General features: G+C 66.1%; 17 protein-coding genes. 4 read left to right on the top strand and 13 right to left on the bottom strand.

Annotated features, from left to right (window positions below):
* Positions 1-289 precede the first annotated feature (289 nt).
* The 12 genes from flgL to ABR323_RS13015 all read right to left on the bottom strand — a co-directional run bounded on the left by flgL (position 290) and on the right by ABR323_RS13015 (position 12066).
* Positions 290-1492 carry a flagellar hook-associated protein FlgL gene (gene flgL / locus ABR323_RS12960; RefSeq protein WP_439449605.1) on the bottom strand — a complete coding sequence of 401 codons (1203 nt, stop codon included), beginning with the start codon at positions 1490-1492 and terminating at the stop codon, positions 290-292.
* On the bottom strand, positions 1489-3369 hold the full coding sequence (flgK, locus tag ABR323_RS12965) for a flagellar hook-associated protein FlgK (RefSeq protein WP_135273553.1): 1881 nt from the start codon (positions 3367-3369) through the stop codon (positions 1489-1491). The genes flgL and flgK overlap by 4 nt, the downstream gene beginning before the upstream one ends.
* A gap of 8 nt (positions 3370-3377) precedes the next feature.
* Complete coding sequence (locus tag ABR323_RS12970; protein WP_439449606.1) at positions 3378-4577, bottom strand: flagellar assembly peptidoglycan hydrolase FlgJ; 1200 nt, start codon at positions 4575-4577, stop codon at positions 3378-3380.
* Between the two features lies 1 nt (position 4578).
* Positions 4579-5652 carry a flagellar basal body P-ring protein FlgI gene (locus ABR323_RS12975; RefSeq protein ID WP_439449664.1) on the bottom strand — a complete coding sequence of 358 codons (1074 nt, stop codon included), beginning with the start codon at positions 5650-5652 and terminating at the stop codon, positions 4579-4581.
* 155 nt (positions 5653-5807) lie between these two features.
* Positions 5808-6500: a flagellar basal body L-ring protein FlgH gene (flgH, locus tag ABR323_RS12980; RefSeq protein ID WP_439449607.1), complete on the bottom strand. Its 693-nt coding sequence runs from the start codon at positions 6498-6500 to the stop codon at positions 5808-5810.
* A 22-nt stretch (positions 6501-6522) separates the two neighbouring features.
* Positions 6523-7308: a flagellar basal-body rod protein FlgG gene (gene flgG / locus ABR323_RS12985; RefSeq protein ID WP_005409571.1), complete on the bottom strand. Its 786-nt coding sequence runs from the start codon at positions 7306-7308 to the stop codon at positions 6523-6525.
* A 102-nt stretch (positions 7309-7410) separates the two neighbouring features.
* Positions 7411-8160: a flagellar basal body rod protein FlgF gene (locus ABR323_RS12990; RefSeq protein WP_439449608.1), complete on the bottom strand. Its 750-nt coding sequence runs from the start codon at positions 8158-8160 to the stop codon at positions 7411-7413.
* 32 nt (positions 8161-8192) lie between these two features.
* Entirely contained in the window at positions 8193-9416 is a 1224-nt protein-coding gene (gene flgE, locus ABR323_RS12995) for a flagellar hook protein FlgE (protein ID WP_049436368.1), read from the bottom strand.
* 32 nt (positions 9417-9448) lie between these two features.
* Positions 9449-10132: a flagellar hook assembly protein FlgD gene (locus tag ABR323_RS13000; protein ID WP_439449609.1), complete on the bottom strand. Its 684-nt coding sequence runs from the start codon at positions 10130-10132 to the stop codon at positions 9449-9451.
* 23 nt (positions 10133-10155) lie between these two features.
* Complete coding sequence (gene flgC, locus ABR323_RS13005) at positions 10156-10563, bottom strand: flagellar basal body rod protein FlgC (RefSeq protein ID WP_005409575.1); 408 nt, start codon at positions 10561-10563, stop codon at positions 10156-10158.
* Between the two features lie 3 nt (positions 10564-10566).
* Positions 10567-10962 (bottom strand): flagellar basal body rod protein FlgB, encoded by a 396-nt coding sequence (gene flgB, locus ABR323_RS13010; protein ID WP_135273560.1) that lies wholly within the window; start codon positions 10960-10962, stop codon positions 10567-10569.
* 159 nt (positions 10963-11121) lie between these two features.
* A complete protein-coding gene (locus ABR323_RS13015) occupies positions 11122-12066 on the bottom strand; it encodes a chemotaxis protein (RefSeq protein WP_135273561.1) in 945 nt (314 codons plus the stop codon).
* A gap of 259 nt (positions 12067-12325) precedes the next feature.
* Between ABR323_RS13015 and flgA the strand changes: the two genes are divergently transcribed.
* The 4 genes from flgA (at position 12326) to ABR323_RS13035 (ending at position 15010) form a co-directional block, all read left to right on the top strand.
* Complete coding sequence (gene flgA, locus ABR323_RS13020; protein WP_439449610.1) at positions 12326-12982, top strand: flagellar basal body P-ring formation chaperone FlgA; 657 nt, start codon at positions 12326-12328, stop codon at positions 12980-12982.
* A gap of 75 nt (positions 12983-13057) precedes the next feature.
* Entirely contained in the window at positions 13058-13363 is a 306-nt protein-coding gene (flgM, locus tag ABR323_RS13025) for a flagellar biosynthesis anti-sigma factor FlgM (protein WP_006366323.1), read from the top strand.
* A complete protein-coding gene (locus ABR323_RS13030; protein ID WP_006366325.1) occupies positions 13360-13698 on the top strand; it encodes a flagellar protein FlgN in 339 nt (112 codons plus the stop codon). The genes flgM and ABR323_RS13030 overlap by 4 nt, the downstream gene beginning before the upstream one ends.
* 91 nt (positions 13699-13789) lie before the next feature.
* Positions 13790-15010, top strand: a complete 1221-nt coding sequence (locus tag ABR323_RS13035) for an ATP-binding protein (protein ID WP_135273563.1) — start codon at positions 13790-13792, stop codon at positions 15008-15010.
* Between the two features lie 84 nt (positions 15011-15094).
* Here the strand turns inward: ABR323_RS13035 and ABR323_RS13040 are convergent, their stop codons facing one another.
* Complete coding sequence (locus ABR323_RS13040) at positions 15095-16870, bottom strand: EAL domain-containing protein (RefSeq protein ID WP_135273564.1); 1776 nt, start codon at positions 16868-16870, stop codon at positions 15095-15097.
* Positions 16871-16872: the final 2 nt, after the last annotated feature.

A 16872-nucleotide genomic window follows, 5' to 3' on the forward strand; every position in this document is an offset into this window, starting at 1 on the left:
GTTGAAGCCGTAATTCGTTGCCGGAAGCTGTTTTTCCGGGGTTTTCAGCCCGGGAAGGGCGTGAAGGCGACCCCGGAAGGAAGCGGCCGGGCATGCCCAACCAGCGCTGATGAAGGTATCGGCGGGGTCCGGCCGGGCTTGATGGGCAATCACGGAAAATCGGCCTGAGATAGCCGTATGCCGGTAGCGCGGGGCCATGCCCGGCGGGCGCAGCGGGCCAGGGCCGCGGAAACGAAAAAGGCCGCGATGCAGGGCAACGCGGCCTTTCAGGGGTGACGCAGGAGATGCGTCAGCGGATCTTGTTGAACAACGACATCGACTGCATCTGCGAGAAGATTGTCTGCGCCGCCTGCAGGGCAGTGCTCTGCAGCTGGTACTGGCTCAGCGCATCGGCATAGTCCAGGTCGCGCATCTGCGACAGCGTGGTCTTCAGGGTCACGCTGTTGGCTTCACGCATGTCAGCGGCATTGTCCAGCGCCTTCAGCTGTGCACCACCGGCCGCTCGTGAATCGATCATCCGTTCCGATGCACGTGCCACGTCGCGCAGCGCGCTCTGCAACTCGTTCTGCTGCGCGCTCATCTTCGCGGTGGTACCGGTGTCGGCGTCAAGCGCGGTGATCAGCTTGTCCATGGTGTCGAAGATGTCGCGGCTGGTCGCTGGCTTCACGTTGAAGCTGTCGCCCGCAGCGGGCGCACCGGTGATCTGCAGGCGCACCCCGTTCACTTCCAGATTGTCACCGGCCTTGTAGGTGCCGGTACCGGTCACGTTGCCGGCGCCATCGAGCACTTCGTACTGGTTGGCGGCGGTGAAGCGGACACTGAAACTCTGCCCGTTCCAGCTGTCGCTGCCATCGCGGGTGATGTTGGTCAGCACGCCATTGCCGGTATTGCCCGCCGCGGCACCGCCGTCGACGAAGCCATCGCCGGTGGGAATGCGCATGAAGATCTCGCTGCCGGGGAGGGAGTCGCGTACGTAGGTGTCAGGGCCGACCTCGATCTGGCGCTGGGTCTGGTCACCGCGGTAGACCACCTTGCCATTGATCTTGGCGAACGGCGGATCGCCGTCGTTGGTGCCGCCAAACACGTAGCGGCCGGTGCCGTCATCGGCGTTGGCCAGTGACAGCAGGCCGTCGCGGATCTGGTTCAGCTCGGTGATCAGCGTCTTCTTGTCGGCCGCGCTCAACGCAGGATTGCTGGCCTGGATGGTCAGGTCGTTGACCCGTCCCATCAGGTTGTTGACCTGTGCCAGGGTGTTTTCCTGCACGCCCAGCCGGTTCTGCACGTTGCCGGCGTTGAGCTTCATACGGTCCAGTGCGGCCAGGCTGCGGTCCAGGCCGACCGCAGCACCGGCGCCGACCGGATCGTCCTTGGCGGTGACGATCTTGCTGCCGGTGGCGATCTGCTGCTCCAGGTGGCTGAGCTTGGCCTGCTTGGCCATCATCAGCGACACGGACTGGTTGTACATCATGCTGGTGGAGATGCGGCTGCTCATCGGCGGACCGCTCCCAGGATGGTCTGGAACATGCTGTCGGCGGTGGAGATCAGCTGCGAGGCGGCCTGGTAGGCCTGCTGCAGGCGCAGCATGTCGGCGGCTTCTTCATCCAGGTTGACGCCGGACACCTCATCACGCGCTTCCTGCGCCTTGTCGTTGATCACCAGCTGCGCATCCAGCGAGTACTCGGCCGAACGGGCGGCGGCGCCGACCTGGGTGGTGAGGCCGCCCAAAGCGCCGTTGAGGGTCACGGTGCCCGCATTGAACGCCTTGGCGCTCTCGACCTTGGCCAGCTTGGCGGCATTGCTGTTGTCCGAGGAACCGGCCGGCGTCGGCGTGATGTTGAAGGTGTCGCCGACCTTCGGGGCGCCATCCAGCACGAAGCTCCAGCCGTTGGCGCTGATGGTCTGGCCGGGGGTGTAGGTCTGCGGCGGGCCACCGTCGATGGTGTAGGTGGTGGCCGAGGTGAACACGATCGCCGCCGGATTGCGCAGGTTGGCATGGGTCGAGTCGGTGACCGCAACGCCACTCAGCTTGCCGGTGCCGGTGTTGGATGTCGCGGCGGCACCCTTCACGGCTGCGGCGGCCGCGATGCGCGACGGATCGGTGATCGCGATCTCCATGCTGCCGGCCACGCCGGCGGTGGGCTGCAGCAGGAATCGGTCATTGGCCGCCGGGGTACCGGCCATCACCAGCTTGACGCCGTTGATGACCAGCGGATCGGTCGCCGTGCCGGTGCCGGTCAGCGGAACATTGGCGCCGGTATCGGCGCGACTGGCCTTCCAGTTGCTGCCATCGAACTGCAGCACCACGTTCTGCGCGTCCAGCTTGCCCAGATCGCCATACGTTGCGCTGAGGCTGGCGGTGCCGGTGTTGCTGTTGTTGGCGGTGACGCGCGGATTGCCGATGTTGAAGAAGTCGCCGCCCAGCTTGCCGTAAAGGTCCACGCCCTGGTGGTGGGCCTGGTTGAAGCTCTCGGCCAGGCCCACGGCCAGCTTGCCCAGTTCGGCCTGGGCCGGGGTCAGCACGGTGTCGCGGAACTCCAGCAGGCCGCCAATCTGGCCACCGACCGCCTTGGCGTCGAGACGGATCGTGTTGCCCTGCGTTTCCAATGCCAGCTGCAGGCGCTCCGGTTGGTACGGGTCGGCCACGGTGGTGACCTTGGTCGCCGTGGTGCCTACCACCAGCGCGTTGCCGCCGGCGGTGTAGACATTCATGATGCCGCCGTCCTGGATCACCGCCGTACCGCCGGTGTAGCCGATCAGCTGGGTGATCAGCTGGTCGCGGCGATCGAGCAGATCGGGCGCGGCGTTGGCGATGTTGGTGCCGATGGCGCCATTGATCTGTGCGATTTCCTGCGCCAGCCGGTTGACCTCGGTGGCACCGGCCATCAGGCCGTTGTTGACCTCGCCGTTGAGGTTGTTCAGGTGCGTGTTGAGCTGCACGAAGCGGTTGGCCAGGGCCTTGCCGCCGTCCAGCATGTTCTGCCGGTCTGCGGTGCCGGCAGCGTTGGAGGACAGGCCACTGACCGAGTCGAAGAAGTTCGACCAGACCCCGGACACGTTGGTGGCGGGGTCGGAGACCAGCGCGTTGACGCGGTCGGCCATGCTCGAAAGCTGCTTCAGGCGCGCCAGCTCACCGCTGCTGTCGAGCAGGCGCGAGATCGCCAGCTGGTCGGCGGTGCGGCGGATGTCGGTGATGCGGGTGCCGTTGCCGACCGTGCCATAGCCGTAGTTCTGCGGATCGGCGGTGGCAAAGTTGACCTTCTGTCGGCTGTAGCCGGGAGTATTGAGGTTGGCCACGTTGTGGCTGGTGGTCGCCAACGCACGCTGGAAGGCGAGCAGGGCACCGGTACCGGTGGAAAGTACGCTGGACATGGGGTTCCTCAACGACGAGTGATACCCAGCGCCGCGGTTGCGGTGCTGGCGAAGGTCTGGCCAAGGCGCGAGCCGGCATCGGCCACAGCGCTGACGGCGCGCTCGATGGTCGGGCCGCCGGCAATCGCGGCGATCTTGGCCGCGTAGCGCGGATCGGTGGCATAGCCGGCGCGCTGCAGGCCGCTGGCGAAGCCCTGCACGTCGGTGCCGGCCTGAAGGGCCTGCTGGTAGCGCGGGCTGGTCTTCAGCAGGCGCACGTAGTCGGCGAAGCTCTCGGCCGGTGAGCTGTAGGCGCGGAAGCTGGCGGTCTCGTTGCGGCGCACGCCATCGACATATTCATGAGTGCCGGCCACGGCGCGCTGGCCGTTCCAGCCATTGGCCTTGATGCCGAACAGATTGTGCGAGGTGCTGCCGTCGGCATGCTTGATGTGGCGCTTGCCCCAGCCGGTTTCCAGCGCCGCCTGGGCGACCAGGGCGCGGGCATCCACGCCCAGTTCCTTGGCTGCGCTCTGCGCGTGCTGCCAGATGCTGGCGACGAAGCCCTCCGGTGTGTGTTCGCCGAGCTGGGCCACGGCGGTACGGGTGGCCATCGCATCGGCCGGGTTCATCGCGGTGCCGCGGTTGCTGGCGGTGGCCGACCACTGGTCGCTGTTGGCGGCCCAGTCTTCGCCCTGCAGGCTGCCGATGTACGGATCTTCGGTGCCCAGCGAGCGGTGCATGCTGCTGCTCTCACGACCGGCGATCAGGTCCAGGGCCTGTTCCATCGGCGCGACGGATGCCTGCGCACCCTGCTGCGCACCGGCGGCCATCTGCTGCAGCAGGCGTACGGCCTGGCTGCCGTCCTCCAGTGGCAGCGACGGTGCCGGCTTGGCCGGTGCATTGAGCTGGTAGGCACGGCTGGCCTTGGCCGGGTCCACGCGGGTGTCCAGCGCGGGGCCCTCGGCGGCCTGCCCGGACAGCTGCCGGCTGATCATGCCCGACAGCCCCAGGCCTTTGCCGCGGGTCATCGCTTCGGCAATCTTCTGGTCGTACATCTCGCGGAACATCTTGTTCTCGCCGGGGAACAGCGAGTCGCCAAAACTGGCGTCACGCATGCTCTTGACCAGCATCTGCGCGAACTGGCCTTCCAGCTGCCGCGCGACCTTGTCGATCTTGGCCGGATCGTTCTGTTGCGCCGGGTGCAGATCGAATGCGGGCGTAATGCGCATGTCAGATCACCTCGAGCTCGGCACTCAATGCGCCGGCCTGCTTCAGGGCTTCCAGGATCGCGATGAGATCGCCCGGTGCCGCGCCTACGGCATTCACCGCGTGCACGATCTCGTCCAGGGTGGTGCCGCCGCTGAACTTGAACATGCGGCTGCCGTCATTGGTGGCGGTAATGGTCGACTGCGGGCTGGCTACGGTGCGTCCGCCGGACAAGGCGTTGGGCTGGCTGACGTTGGTGTTTTCCTGGATGGTGACGGTCAGCGACCCGTGCGAGATCGCGGCCGGTCCCACGCGCACCTGCTGGCCGATGACCACGGTGCCGGTGCGCGAATTGACCACCACCTTGGCCGGGGCGCTACCCGGGGTGAGTTCCAGGTTCTCGATGCGTGCCAGCAGGCCGATGCGCGCGCCCGGATCGGTCGGCGCGGTGACCGCTACGGTCACGCCGTCGACCGCACGCGCGGCACCTTCGCCGAACGCGTTGTTGAGCGCGGCGACCATGCGCGAGACCGTCGTGAAGTCGTTGTTGTGCAGGTTCAGGGTGATGTCGCCGCCATTGGCCAACGGATCGGGCAGGGCGCGCTCAACGGTCGCGCCGTTGGGGATGCGGCCAACGCTCGGCACGTTCACCGAGACGCGGGAACCGTCCTTGCCCTGCGCACCAAAGCCGCCGACGATCAGGTTGCCCTGGGCAATGGCGTAGATCTGGCCATCGGCACCACGCAGCGGCGCCATCAGCAGCGAGCCGCCACGCAGCGATACCGCATTGCCGATCGACGACACCGTGATGTCGATCGGCTGGCCCGGTTTGGCGAACGGCGGCAGTTCGGCGTGGATCGCCACGGCGGCCACGTTCTTCAGCTGCGGATTGACGTTGGCCGGCACGTTGACACCCAGTTCGCCGAGCAGGTTCTTCAGGCTCTGCACGGTGAACGGCGCCTGGCTGGTGCGGTCGCCGCTGCCATCAAGGCCGACCACCAGGCCATAGCCGACCAGCGCGTTGCCGCGCACGCCACCCACCTGGGCCAGGTCCTTGATGCGCTCGGCACTGGCCGGGGCCACCACCGCGAAGACCATGAACACGCCACAGTAGAGCGACGCCGCGCCCCATGACCGACGTGCGCCGGTTGCAAGAACGCGTCGCCACGCGCCCAGGACCGGCCGCGCCGACTCGGGGCATGTTTTATTGCGTCGCTGCCAGGAAGAAGAGGAGAAGAGTTTCATGGCCATACTCAGAACGGCGTCAGGCCGGAGTTGAAGAAGCGGCTCAGCCAGCCCATCGCGTTGGATTGCGCGACCGGTCCACGACCGCCATAGACGATGCGGGCTTCAGCCACGCGGCTGGACGGAATGGTGTTGTCCTGGCTGATGTCGCCGGGACGCACGATGCCCTGTACCTGCACCAGTTCATCGCCCTGGTTCAGGCGCAGATTCTTCTGCCCCTGTACCACCAGATTGCCGTTGGGCAGGCGCTGGATCACGGTCACCGTAACGTTGCCCTGCAGGCGGTTGCTCTGTGCGCTGTTGCCCTTGCCGGTGAAGTCACGTGCACCCTTGGCCGAGGCGCTCAGAATGTCCTTGCCGCCCAGGGTGACCGGTGCGCCGAAGATGGACGGCGTGCCCAGGCTCAGGTTCGATTCCTTGTTGGTGGCGGTGTTGGCACTGGTCTGTGCGGTGGTGTTTTCCAGCAGGCTGATCGTCAGCAGGTCGCCTACGTCCCGTGCGCGACGGTCCGAGTACAGCTGCAGGGTCGGGCCGGCGGCGTAGATCGCCCCGGCGGTGGGTGCAGCCTGCGGCGGCATGATCGGCTGGATCGGTGCCATCGTCGGGTAGGGGCGCACGTCGCCCGCGATCACGCAGCCACCGAGCAGGGCGGCCACAGTGCAGGCGAGGGCGGTACGGGCGAAGTTGGAAAGGGGCGACATGGCGGTTTCCCGGTTGGGCCGGTCAGAGCTTGTTGTTGAGGTAGCCGAGCATCGAATCGGTGGTGGAAATCGCCTTGGCGTTCATTTCGTAGGCGCGCTGGGTTTCGATCATCGACACCAGCTCTTCCACCACGTTGACGTTGCTGCCTTCCAGCGCGCCCTGCACCACGGTGCCCAGGCCATTGAGGCCGGGATTGCCGTTCTGTGCCGGGCCGGAGGCCGTGGTCTCCAGGAACAGGTTCTCGCCGCGCGCCTGCAGGCCGGCCGGATTGACGAAGTCGGTCAGGGTCAGCGCGCCCACTTCCACCGAAGCTGCGCCGTCGGCCATCTTCACGCTGATGGTGCCGTCGGTACCGATCGTCACCGACTGCGCGCCTTCGGGAATCTGGATGCCCGGCTGCACCGGGTAACCGCTGTTGGTGACCAGTTCGCTGTCCTGGTTGATCTTGAACGAGCCGTCACGGGTGTAGGCCGAGCTGCCATCGGGCATCTGCACTTCGAAGAAGCCGCGGCCGTTGACCATCACGTCCAGAGCGCGGCCGGTCTGCTGCTGGCCGCCCTGTTCGAAATTCTTGGCGGTGGCGACCACGCGCACACCGGTGCCGAGCTGCAGGCCGGTCGGCAGTTGGGTCTGCGCCGAAGACGAGCCGCCGGGCTGGCGTACCTGCTGGTACAGCAGGTCTTCGAAGCTGGCACGGTCCTGCTTGAAGCCGGTGGTGTTGGTGTTGGCGAGGTTGTTGGAAACCACCGACATGCGCATCTGCTGCGCATCCAGTCCGGTTTTTGCGATCCACAGTGCCTGGTTCATCTTCGCTGTCCTGTCTGGTGAAGCTGGCCGCGTGGTGCGGCCCTTGAGTGCGGGTGTGCAAGCGGTGTGCCAGCGCCGGCGTCAGCCAGCGCCGGAATTCCGTCAGCTGCCCAGGCGCAACATGCTGTTGGCGCTGCGCGCGTTTTCGTCGCCGTGCTTGATCACCTGCACCTGCATTTCGTACTGGCGCTGCAGCTGGATCATCTGCACCAGCGCGCCAGCGGCATCCACGTTGCTGCCTTCCAGCTGGCCGCTGTGCACGGCCGTGCCCTGCGCCGGGGCGAATGGCTGGAGGGGGTCGGTGTTGCGGAACAGACCATCCAGGCCACGCTCCAGGCGCTCATCCGGGGCCTGCACCACCTTGATGCGACCGATCTGTGCCATCGTCTGCGGGCCTTCGCCCTGCGGGATGATCGAGATCGTGCCGTCGGCCCCGATCTCCATCGCCTGGTAGGGCGGAATGGCGATCGGATTGTTGTTGTCATCCAGTACCGCACGGCCGCTGGAGGTCACCAGCTGGCCGTTCGGCGTCACCGACAGCGCCGCCCCCCGTGTATACGCTTCGCTGCCGTCGCTGGACTGTACCGCCAGCCAGGTGCCGGTCTGCAATGACAGGTCCAGCGGCTTGCCGGTGATGTGCTGCGAGCCGGGCGTACGGTTGAACCCGGCGTCGACGTGCAACGCATCCACCCGCGAGGCAAAGCCCGGCCCGCGGATCGGGAAGGCTTCGGTGTTGGCCAGCGCTTCCTTGAAGCCGGGAGTGTCGGAGTTGGCGAGGTTGTGGCTGAGCGTACCCTGCGCCTGCAGGGAGGCGCGGGCACCGGTCATCGCCACGTAAAGGGCTTTATCCATGCGGGAAGTTCCGTTGCAGGGTCAGCAGGTCATCAACGGATGTTGATGACGGTCTGGGTGATCTGGTCCTGGGTGGTGATCATCTGCGCGTTGGCCTGGAAGTTGCGCTGCGCGGTGATCATGTTGACCAGCTGCTCGGTGAGGTCGACGGTGGATGCTTCCAGCGAACCGGCCTGGATCTTGCCGAGGTTGGACGTATCCGGCATGCCGGTACGCGGCGTGCCCGAGCTGAACGTGTCCACCCACAGGTTGTTGCCCTTCGATTCCAGGCCCTGCGGATTGTTGAAGGTGGTCAGCGCAACCTGGCCCAGCGGCTTGTCGGCACCGTTGGAGTAGCGGGCGTAGACCACGCCGGTTTCCGACACGGTGATTTCATTGAGCTTGCCGGCGGCGTAGCCGTCCTGCTGGGTGTTGCGCAGGGCGAACTTCTCGCCGTACTGGGTCGAGCCACTCACATCGAGCGTCATGTTCAGCACGCCGGCACCGGTGGTCGGGGTAAAGGTGCCGAGGCTGACCTTGCCGTTGGCCGGTGCGGTCAGCTTGCCGCTGTTGTCGAAGGTGACCGGGGTCGGTGCACCGGCCGGCTGGCCGTCCACATAGTTGCGCACGGTCCACTCGTTGGGGTTGGCACCCTTCACGAAGTACGAGACCTGGATGTGGCTCACGCCCAGCGAGTCATACACGGTGATGCCGCCGCTGGAATGGTTGTAGCTGTTCGAGTCGGTCGGGTCGAACGTGGTGACGGTCGGCTGCTTGGCGTTGGCCGGCAGGGTGAAGCCGACCTTTACTTCGCTGGTCTGCTTCGGCGGGCTGTCGGTGGTCAACAGCTGCAGGTCGACCATGCGGCCGGCGTCGAAGTTGGTGCCATCGGCATTCGGTGCGAACACCTGCAGGCGTGCGCCCTGCGGGTTGACCACGTAGCCGGATGGATCGGTCTGGAAATTGCCGGCGCGCGAGTACACGCGCGAGCCGTTCATGTTCATGGTGAAGAAGCCTTCACCGGAAATGGCCATGTCCAGGCTGCGGCCGGTCTGTTCGTTGTGGCCCTGCTTGAACTGCTGGGCGACGTTGGAGACGCGCACGCCCGAGCCGACTGCATTCTTCGACAGGCCGTAGCCGGTGGCCGAGAACAGGTCGGCGAATTCCGCGCGCGATTCCTTGAAGCCGGTGGTGTTGACGTTGGCGACGTTGTTGGCGGTGACGCTCAGGTCGGAGTTGGCGGCATTGATGCCGGACAGCGAGACATTGAAGCCCATGGGATGCTCCTGGTAAGTGCGGGGTGTGCGGCTCAGCTGACGCGGAGCACGTAGTCGATCGGGGCCGTGCCCAGGCCCTTGAGGTTCAGGTACAGGCCGTCGGAGCCGACGGTCACGCTCTCCACCGGTGCCTGCACATAGGTGGACAGCTTGGTGCTCTTGCCGGTGGTGTCGACGTGGTTGGCAACGATGGAATACTTGCCCGGTTCCATGCGCTTGCCGTTGGCGTCCTTGCCATCCCACTTGAAGGCGGTTTCGCCTGAAGCCTTGGCTTCCACGCTCAGTGAGGTGATCTTGGCGCCGTTGGCATCGGTGACGTCGACGGTGATGATGCCGGCCGACGGTGCGGCCACCGTGCCTTCCACCGTGCCTTCCTTTTCCAGCACCAGCTTTTCCGACGGCACCAGCACCTGGTGGCCGACCAGCGCGGCGCCACGCAGTACCTGGTCGCTGGCCATCGATTGCTGGAAGCCCTTCACCGTCTTGTTCAGATCGGTGATGCCCTGCACGGTCGACATCTGCGCCATCTGCGCGACCATCTGGGTGTTGTCCATCGGCTTCAATGGATCCTGGTGCTGCAGCTGCTCGGTCATCAGGCGCAGGAAATCGGCCTGGTCCAGCGTGTTCTTCTTTTTCGTGGCGTTGCTGTTGGGTGCATTCAGGCCGAGCGCGGAGTACACGTCCTGGCTGGTCTGGTTGTTGACGGCGGTGGTCATGGCGGTATCCGGTGCTGCGGGCCTCAGCGGCCCATGGTCAGGGTGGCCAGGGCCAGCTCCTTGGCGGTGGTCAACATCTCCACGCCGGCCTGGTAGTTGCGCGAGGTCGAGATCAGGTTGACCATCTGCGCCACCGGATCGACGTCGGGCTGGTAGATGTAGCCATCGCCGTCGGCCAGCGGATGGCCCGGCTCGTAGCGCTTGATCGGCGCCGCATCGCTCTGGGTGATTTCCTTGACCTTCACCGAGGTGATGTTCGGATCGTTCTTGCTGGTGACGGCCTGGAAGATCGGCTCCAGCGGCTTGTACACGGCGTCGGCGGAACCGGCCACGGTGTCGGCGTTGGAGAGGTTGGAGGCGATGGTGCTCATGCGCACCGACTGCGCCTGCAGCGCAGAGCCGGCGATATCGAAGATCGGCAGATTGCTCATGGCTTATTGCCCCGTGATCGCGGTCAGCATGGAACGCACCTTGCTCTCGACGAAGCTGAGCGAAGCGCGGTACTCGAGGGCGGCGCGGCCATAGGCAGCGCGCTCGGCATCGGGGTCGACGGTGTTGCCGTCCAGGCTGGGCTGCACGCCTTCGCGCGCGATCTGGAACGGGTTCAGGCCACTACTGATTTCGTAGTGCTGCTCGTTGGTGGTGGTCATCAGGCCGTTGGCGTCCAGCCCCTGGGCATGGCGCAGGGCGGCATCGAAGTCCAGGTCCTGGGCCTTGTAGCCGGGAGTGTCGGCATTGCCGAGGTTGCTGGCGATCAGCTTCATCCGCTGTTCGCGCAACGGCATGGCCTGGGCGTGGACGCCCAGGTAGTCGGTAATCAGGTTGCGCACGATGCACTCCCACAGGAACGTTGCCCGGGAAGCTGCAAGGGGTGTGCCAAATCGTGGTGCGCAAGGTCGCGCTCGCCGGGCATGGCCCGGCGCTACCGTGGGTCGGGGCAGGTGTCTGGTAGCGCCGGGCCATGCCCGGCGGAGACGCGTGCGGCGGCCTTACGCCGCCATCGCCACCTTGCGCAGGCGGTCCAGCACGAAGTCGGCCAGCTCGTGCGGCGAGTACTTGGCCACGAAGGCGTTGGCGCCGACGCGCTCGACCATCGCATTGTTGAATACGCCCGACAGCGAGGTGTGCAGCAGCACATACAGGCCGGCCAGGCCCGGGTGGCGCCGGATTTCCGTCGTCAGCGTGTAGCCGTCCATGGCCGGCATCTCGATATCGGAGATGACCATGGCGTAGCGGTCGGCCGGGTTCTCGCCGGAGGCATGGATCTGCAGCAGATGCTCCAGCGCCTGCTTGCCGTCGGAGAGCAGGGTGGCGCCCACGCCCAGCTGGTCCAGCACGCTGCGGATCTGCTGGCGGGCCACGCGCGAGTCGTCCACCACCAGTACCTGCAGTTGCGGGCCGTCGGAGGGCATCGCCATTGCCGGGTCGAGTACGGCTTCGCCGCGCACCTGGGCGATGTCGGCCAGCACGCTTTCCACGTCGATCACCTGGATCAGCTCGCCCTGGAAGCGGGTCACCGCGGTCAGGTAGCTCGACTCGGCGCCCAGTTCCGGCGGTGGATGGATGTCTTCCACCGCGATGTTGACGATGCGCTCCACGCCGCTGACCAGGAAGCCCTGGATCGAACGGTTGAATTCGGTGACGACCAGGTAGCCGGGCGAGGTGTCCGCATCGGGCTCACGCTCTGGGTGGCCGATGGCCAGACCGAGGTCCAGCACAGGCACCGAGCGTCCGCGGACGTCGGCCACACCAGAGAACTGGCTGGGCAGGCCGGGCACCTGGAACAGTTCCGGGCGGCGCAGGACTTCCTGCACCTTGAAGACATTGACGCCAAAAAGCTGACGTCCGCCGAGGCGGAACAGCAGCAGCGCCAGGCGGTTGTGGCCGGCCAGGCGGGTCCGCTGGTCGATCCGGTTGAGCAGGTCATGGGACATGGCTGCTGTATCGGCGTCGCAGCGGCGGAACTTGAGGGTGGTGTGTCGCCCGTGTGCTCCACACTGCTTTTGTAGAGTCGACTGTTAGTCGACTGCTCTTCGATCCGATCGCGGGAAACCCCGCGCTTCGCGCGAAAGTCGACTAACAGTCGACGCTACCCATCCGGTCGGACCCCCATCCCGGACCCGATCAACAGGCCCGTCGCTCTGGCACACCCCTTGCACGCACCAGGACCAGATCCCATCGACAGGAGGCGCCATGCGCCGGGTCACATCTCTATTCGCCATCGCGTTCGCCCTGGCGTCGCCGTGGGCGGCCGCCGCAGACTGGCAGCCGGTGGCGAGCATCCGCGCCGCAGCGCTGTCGACGCTGGCGGCCGGTAGCGAGGGGGAAGCCCAGGTGGCCGATGCCTTGCGCCTGCCCAAGTGCGGCGGCCCGCTGCAGGTGCAGCCCACCGCCAACACCACCGTGGAGGTCAGCTGCCCCGATGCCGGTGGCTGGCGCCTGTTCGTGCCGGTGAAGGTGCGGCGCAACCAGACCGTGCTGGTGCTCAACCGAGGAATCGGCACTGGAGAAACCCTCACTGCCGCCGATATCACTACTGCCCAGCGTGATGCCGCACGGATTGCCGGCGCGGTGCTGGCCGATCCCAATGCAGCGATCGGCCGCATTGCCCGCCGTCCATTGCAGGCCGGGGCCCTGCTGTCGAACAACGATCTGGTGGTGCAGCGTCTCATCAAGCGAGGAGACAATGTAGCCCTGGTCTCGCGTCGCGGCTCGGTCGAGGTCCGCATTGCCGGCCGTGCGATGGGCGATGCCGGTGAGAATGAACGGGTTTCGGTGGAGAACCTGTCCTCGCGGCGGATCGTGCAGGGCACGGTCGATGCCGCAGGTGACGTAATCGTGGCGCGTTGAATTACCGCAGAATATCCCTAAAGATCACGGCCCTGCGGCCGTTATCCCTTGTGTACGGCAACTCCAGGACACCCCATGAGCCAGAAAATCGACGGCAACCTGCAGGTCCCCCAGGCACTGCGCAGCGTAACGACCCCGGCCAACAAGCCCGGCGTCAGCAGCGATGCGCCGACCCGCCCGGTCGAGGCGGCCGACAGCCTGCGCCTGACCGGCGAGGCCACCAATCTGCAGGCCATCGAGCGTGAGCTGACCACCGCACCGGCGATCGACGCCCAGCGCGTGGCGGCCGTGCGCGAATCGCTGCAGAACGGTACCTACAAGATCAATCCGGACGCGATTGCCTCGCGTATGCTCGAGCTGGACCAGCAGCTGCACGGATGACCGCGGCGATGAGCGAGCCGCTGCAGCGCCTTGCCCAGGCCCTGGACGTTGAACGCCAGGCCCTGGTCGAGCACGACGTGCACGCCCTGATCCGGGCCACCGGTGCCAAGCTGGAAGCGCTGCGTGCGCTGGAAGGCGCGCCGCCGGTCGGCGAGGGCGAACAGCTGCAGGAACTGGCCGAGCGCAACCGCGCCAACGGCGTACTGCTGTCGCGCCGCCGTCGTGAGGTCAACTGGGCACTGCGCCAGCTGGGCCGCACCGAAGACGCCTCGGCCTATGACGCCAAGGGTCAGTCGCACACGGTCACTGCGCGCCGCCCACTCGCCGTCGCCTGACGCGACGGCGGTCGCACAATACATTCCGGCGGGCTGAAGCCCGCCGCATGACCGCGTATATTGGGCGCCTGTTCGAACGTCCCGAGTTGCCGTGTCCGCTGCCAACGCCCTGGTTACCGCCCCCCTTCCGCCGCAGCCGGTGCTGCAGGCGCTGCTTGAGCGCCTGCGCGAAGGCCTGCTGCTGTTCACCGAAGACGGGCAGGTGGCCCTGGCCAACCCGGCCGCCCAGAACCTGCTGGCCAGCGGCGAGCACGGCGCATTGCCACCACCGCAGCGCCTGCGCGAGCTGTTGCCACCGGATGCGCTGGAGCAGGCGCGCCAGCACGGCCATTGGAATGGCAGCCTTCCGCTGGGCGAGGGTGTGATCATCGCCCATCTGTACCATCACGGCCCGGTCGGGCAAGGGCATTTCCTGGCCCTGTTCCGCCATATCGAAGGGCAGGAAGATTACGAACGGGAGCTGCAGCAGCGTCATGCCGAGCTGCGCCAGGCCTATCTGCGCCTGAACGGTACCCAGGAAAAGCTGCTGCAGTCGGAGAAGATGGCGTCGATCGGTCAGCTGGCTGCCGGCGTCGCGCATGAGATCAATAATCCGATCGGCTACGTGCACTCCAATCTGGGCAGCCTGCAGGAATACCTGCGCAGCCTGTTCACCGTCATTGAAGCCTACGAACGTGCGTTGCGTGCACCGGATCCCAAGGCCCTGATCCCGGAAATCGATGATATCCGTGACCGGCTGGACATCGATTTCATCAGCCGCGACCTGCCGCAGCTGATGGCCGAATCGCGCGAGGGCATCGAGCGGGTGACCCGCATCGTGCGCGACCTGAAGGACTTCTCGTACTCCGGTCGTGATGAGTCCTGGAAGCTGGTGGACCTGCATTCCGGCCTGGAATCGACCATCAACATCATCTGGAATGAACTCAAGTACAAAGTGCACCTGGTGCGCGAGTTCGGCCAGCTGCCGCTGGTGGAGTGCCTGCCGTCGGAGTTGAACCAGGTCTACATGAACCTGCTGCTCAACGCGGGTCATGCCATCGCCGAGCGCGGCACCATCACCGTGCGTACCGGCGTTGATGGCGATCACGTGTGGGTCGAGTTCGAGGACACCGGCGGCGGCATCTCGCCGGAGCTGCGCCAGCGCATCTTCGATCCGTTCTTCACCACCAAGCCGGTGGGCAGCGGCACCGGCCTGGGCCTGTCGATTTCCTACAGCATCATCAACAAGCACCACGGCCGCATCGACCTCGACAGCACCCCGGGCGTGGGCTCGCGCTTCCGTGTGGTGCTGCCGGTGAAGCAGCCGCGCTGACCGCTCCTGTGGGGGAATCCGCCGGGCATGGCCCGGCGCTACCCGCGTGCACCTGTAGCGCCGGGCCATGCCCAGCGGCCGCCATCAGCGCGGTGGCGGACGATCCTCGCCACCCTCGACCGGCTCCACCGGCGCCGGCCCGGCGTTGCTGCGGCGCTGCTCCTCGTACGTACGGAACGCCTGGTGGATGTGCTTGCGCAGCTCATCATCGTTCCACGGCTTGGTCAGGAAGCGGTAGATCGCGCCGCGGTTGATCGCGTCGGTCACCGTGTTCAGATCGGTGTAGCCCGACAGCACCAGGCGGATCGTGTCCGGGTACAGCATCTTCACCCGGCCCAGGAACTCGGTGCCGCTCATGTCGCTCATGCGCTGGTCGGACAGGATCACCTGCACGTCGTTGATCGCCAGCAGGTCGAACGCATCGCGCACGTTGCCCGCCGCCAGGATGCGGTAGCCATCACGACGGAACAGGCGCACCAGCGAGCGCAGCACGTTCTCTTCGTCATCCAGCAGCAACAGCGTGCGGTCCGGCCGTGTTTCGGCGAATGCTTCCGGGCGCAGGTAGCGCCGGCGCAGGGTCATGCCGGCGGCATCGGCGGACATCGGTTCGCCGAACAGGTAGCCCTGGAATACATCGCAATCGTTGCGGCGCAGGAAGCCCAGTTGCGCCTGCGACTCCACACCGTTGGCGATCACCGTCATGCCCAGCTGGTGGCCCATCGCGATGATCGCGCGGGCAATAGCCGCCTCGCGGTTGCCGGCAGGCGCGCTCTTGATGAAGCTGCGGTCGATCTTCAGCTTGTCCACCGGGTAGCGCACCAGCGCACTCAGGCTGGAGTCGCCGGTACCGAAATTGTCCAGACTCAGGCTGATGCCTTCGTTGCGCAGGTTGGCCAGCGTCTCGTGGACGAAATTGACGTTGTTGGTCAGTGCGCTTTCGTTGATCTCCAGCGTCAGCATCTGCGCCGGCACGCCCGAGGCCTGGATCACCCCCATCACTTCGGCAAAGAAATTCGGCCGCAGCAGCTGCAGGGTCGACACGTTCACCGCGATGGTGAAGTCATCAAAGCCCTGGTCGCGCCACAGGCGTGCCTGCTTCAGTGCGCCTTCCAGCACCCAGGTGCCGATCTGCACGATGATGCCGAGGCGTTCGGCGGTACGCATGAAGCGCTCCGGCACCAGCATGCCCAGCGTGGGCGACTGCCAGCGCAGCAGCGCCTCCATGCCGACCACATGGCCGTCGCGTGCACTCACCAACGGCTGGTAGCGCAGCTTCAGCTCGCCATTGGGAATGGCGTCGACGATCTGACGCGCAATGATGCTTTCACTGTGTGCGCTCGGTGGCGTGTCCACGGCGTGGATGCGCACCGCGTTGCCACCTTCGCGGGCGGCCTGGTACAGCGCGTCCTCGGCATGGTCGAGCAGGCGCGAGGTGCTGCTGGCATGTTCCGGGCACAGGCTGACCCCCAGCTTGCCGGTCATGAACAGGGTGTATGGCAGCACCGACAGCGGCAATTCCATCTGCTGGCGGATCTCTTCGGCGAAGTCCTCCGGCAGTGGAACGTCGGCAGTGCGCGGTACGGCAATGAGGAATTCATCGCTGCCATGGCGCCAGAGTTTGCCGCGCCCGCGCAGGTAGGACTGCAGGCGTTGCGCCACCAGCACCAGCGCCTGGTCGCCGACTTCGGCGCTCATGTTCTCGTTGACTGACGCGAAGTGGTCGATGTCCACGTGCATCAACATCAGCGCGGTGCCGCCGGAGGCTGCCTCGGCGACCATAGCCTGCAACGCGGGGTTGCCGGCGCCGAGGCGGTCGGGCGCATCATCGATGCTGACCGGGGGCTGGTTGGGATTCCACATAG

It is taken from the genome of Stenotrophomonas sp. ATs4 (genome assembly GCF_051861585.1).
GTDB lineage: Bacteria > Pseudomonadota > Gammaproteobacteria > Xanthomonadales > Xanthomonadaceae > Stenotrophomonas > Stenotrophomonas maltophilia_AS.

Coding starts and splice junctions, on each gene's coding strand:
- flgL (WP_439449605.1), bottom strand. CDS start 1,492: ATGAGCAGCCGCATCTCCACCAGCATGATGTACAACCAGTCCGTGTCG.
- flgK (WP_135273553.1), bottom strand. CDS start 3,369: ATGTCCAGCGTACTTTCCACCGGTACCGGTGCCCTGCTCGCCTTCCAG.
- ABR323_RS12970 (WP_439449606.1), bottom strand. CDS start 4,577: ATGCGCATTACGCCCGCATTCGATCTGCACCCGGCGCAACAGAACGAT.
- ABR323_RS12975 (WP_439449664.1), bottom strand. CDS start 5,652: ATGGTCTTCGCGGTGGTGGCCCCGGCCAGTGCCGAGCGCATCAAGGAC.
- flgH (WP_439449607.1), bottom strand. CDS start 6,500: ATGTCGCCCCTTTCCAACTTCGCCCGTACCGCCCTCGCCTGCACTGTG.
- flgG (WP_005409571.1), bottom strand. CDS start 7,308: ATGAACCAGGCACTGTGGATCGCAAAAACCGGACTGGATGCGCAGCAG.
- ABR323_RS12990 (WP_439449608.1), bottom strand. CDS start 8,160: ATGGATAAAGCCCTTTACGTGGCGATGACCGGTGCCCGCGCCTCCCTG.
- flgE (WP_049436368.1), bottom strand. CDS start 9,416: ATGGGCTTCAATGTCTCGCTGTCCGGCATCAATGCCGCCAACTCCGAC.
- ABR323_RS13000 (WP_439449609.1), bottom strand. CDS start 10,132: ATGACCACCGCCGTCAACAACCAGACCAGCCAGGACGTGTACTCCGCG.
- flgC (WP_005409575.1), bottom strand. CDS start 10,563: ATGAGCAATCTGCCGATCTTCGATATCGCCGGCTCTGCGCTGCAGGCG.
- ABR323_RS13015 (WP_135273561.1), bottom strand. CDS start 12,066: ATGTCCCATGACCTGCTCAACCGGATCGACCAGCGGACCCGCCTGGCC.
- flgA (WP_439449610.1), top strand. CDS start 12,326: ATGCGCCGGGTCACATCTCTATTCGCCATCGCGTTCGCCCTGGCGTCG.
- flgM (WP_006366323.1), top strand. CDS start 13,058: ATGAGCCAGAAAATCGACGGCAACCTGCAGGTCCCCCAGGCACTGCGC.
- ABR323_RS13030 (WP_006366325.1), top strand. CDS start 13,360: ATGACCGCGGCGATGAGCGAGCCGCTGCAGCGCCTTGCCCAGGCCCTG.
- ABR323_RS13040 (WP_135273564.1), bottom strand. CDS start 16,870: ATGTGGAATCCCAACCAGCCCCCGGTCAGCATCGATGATGCGCCCGAC.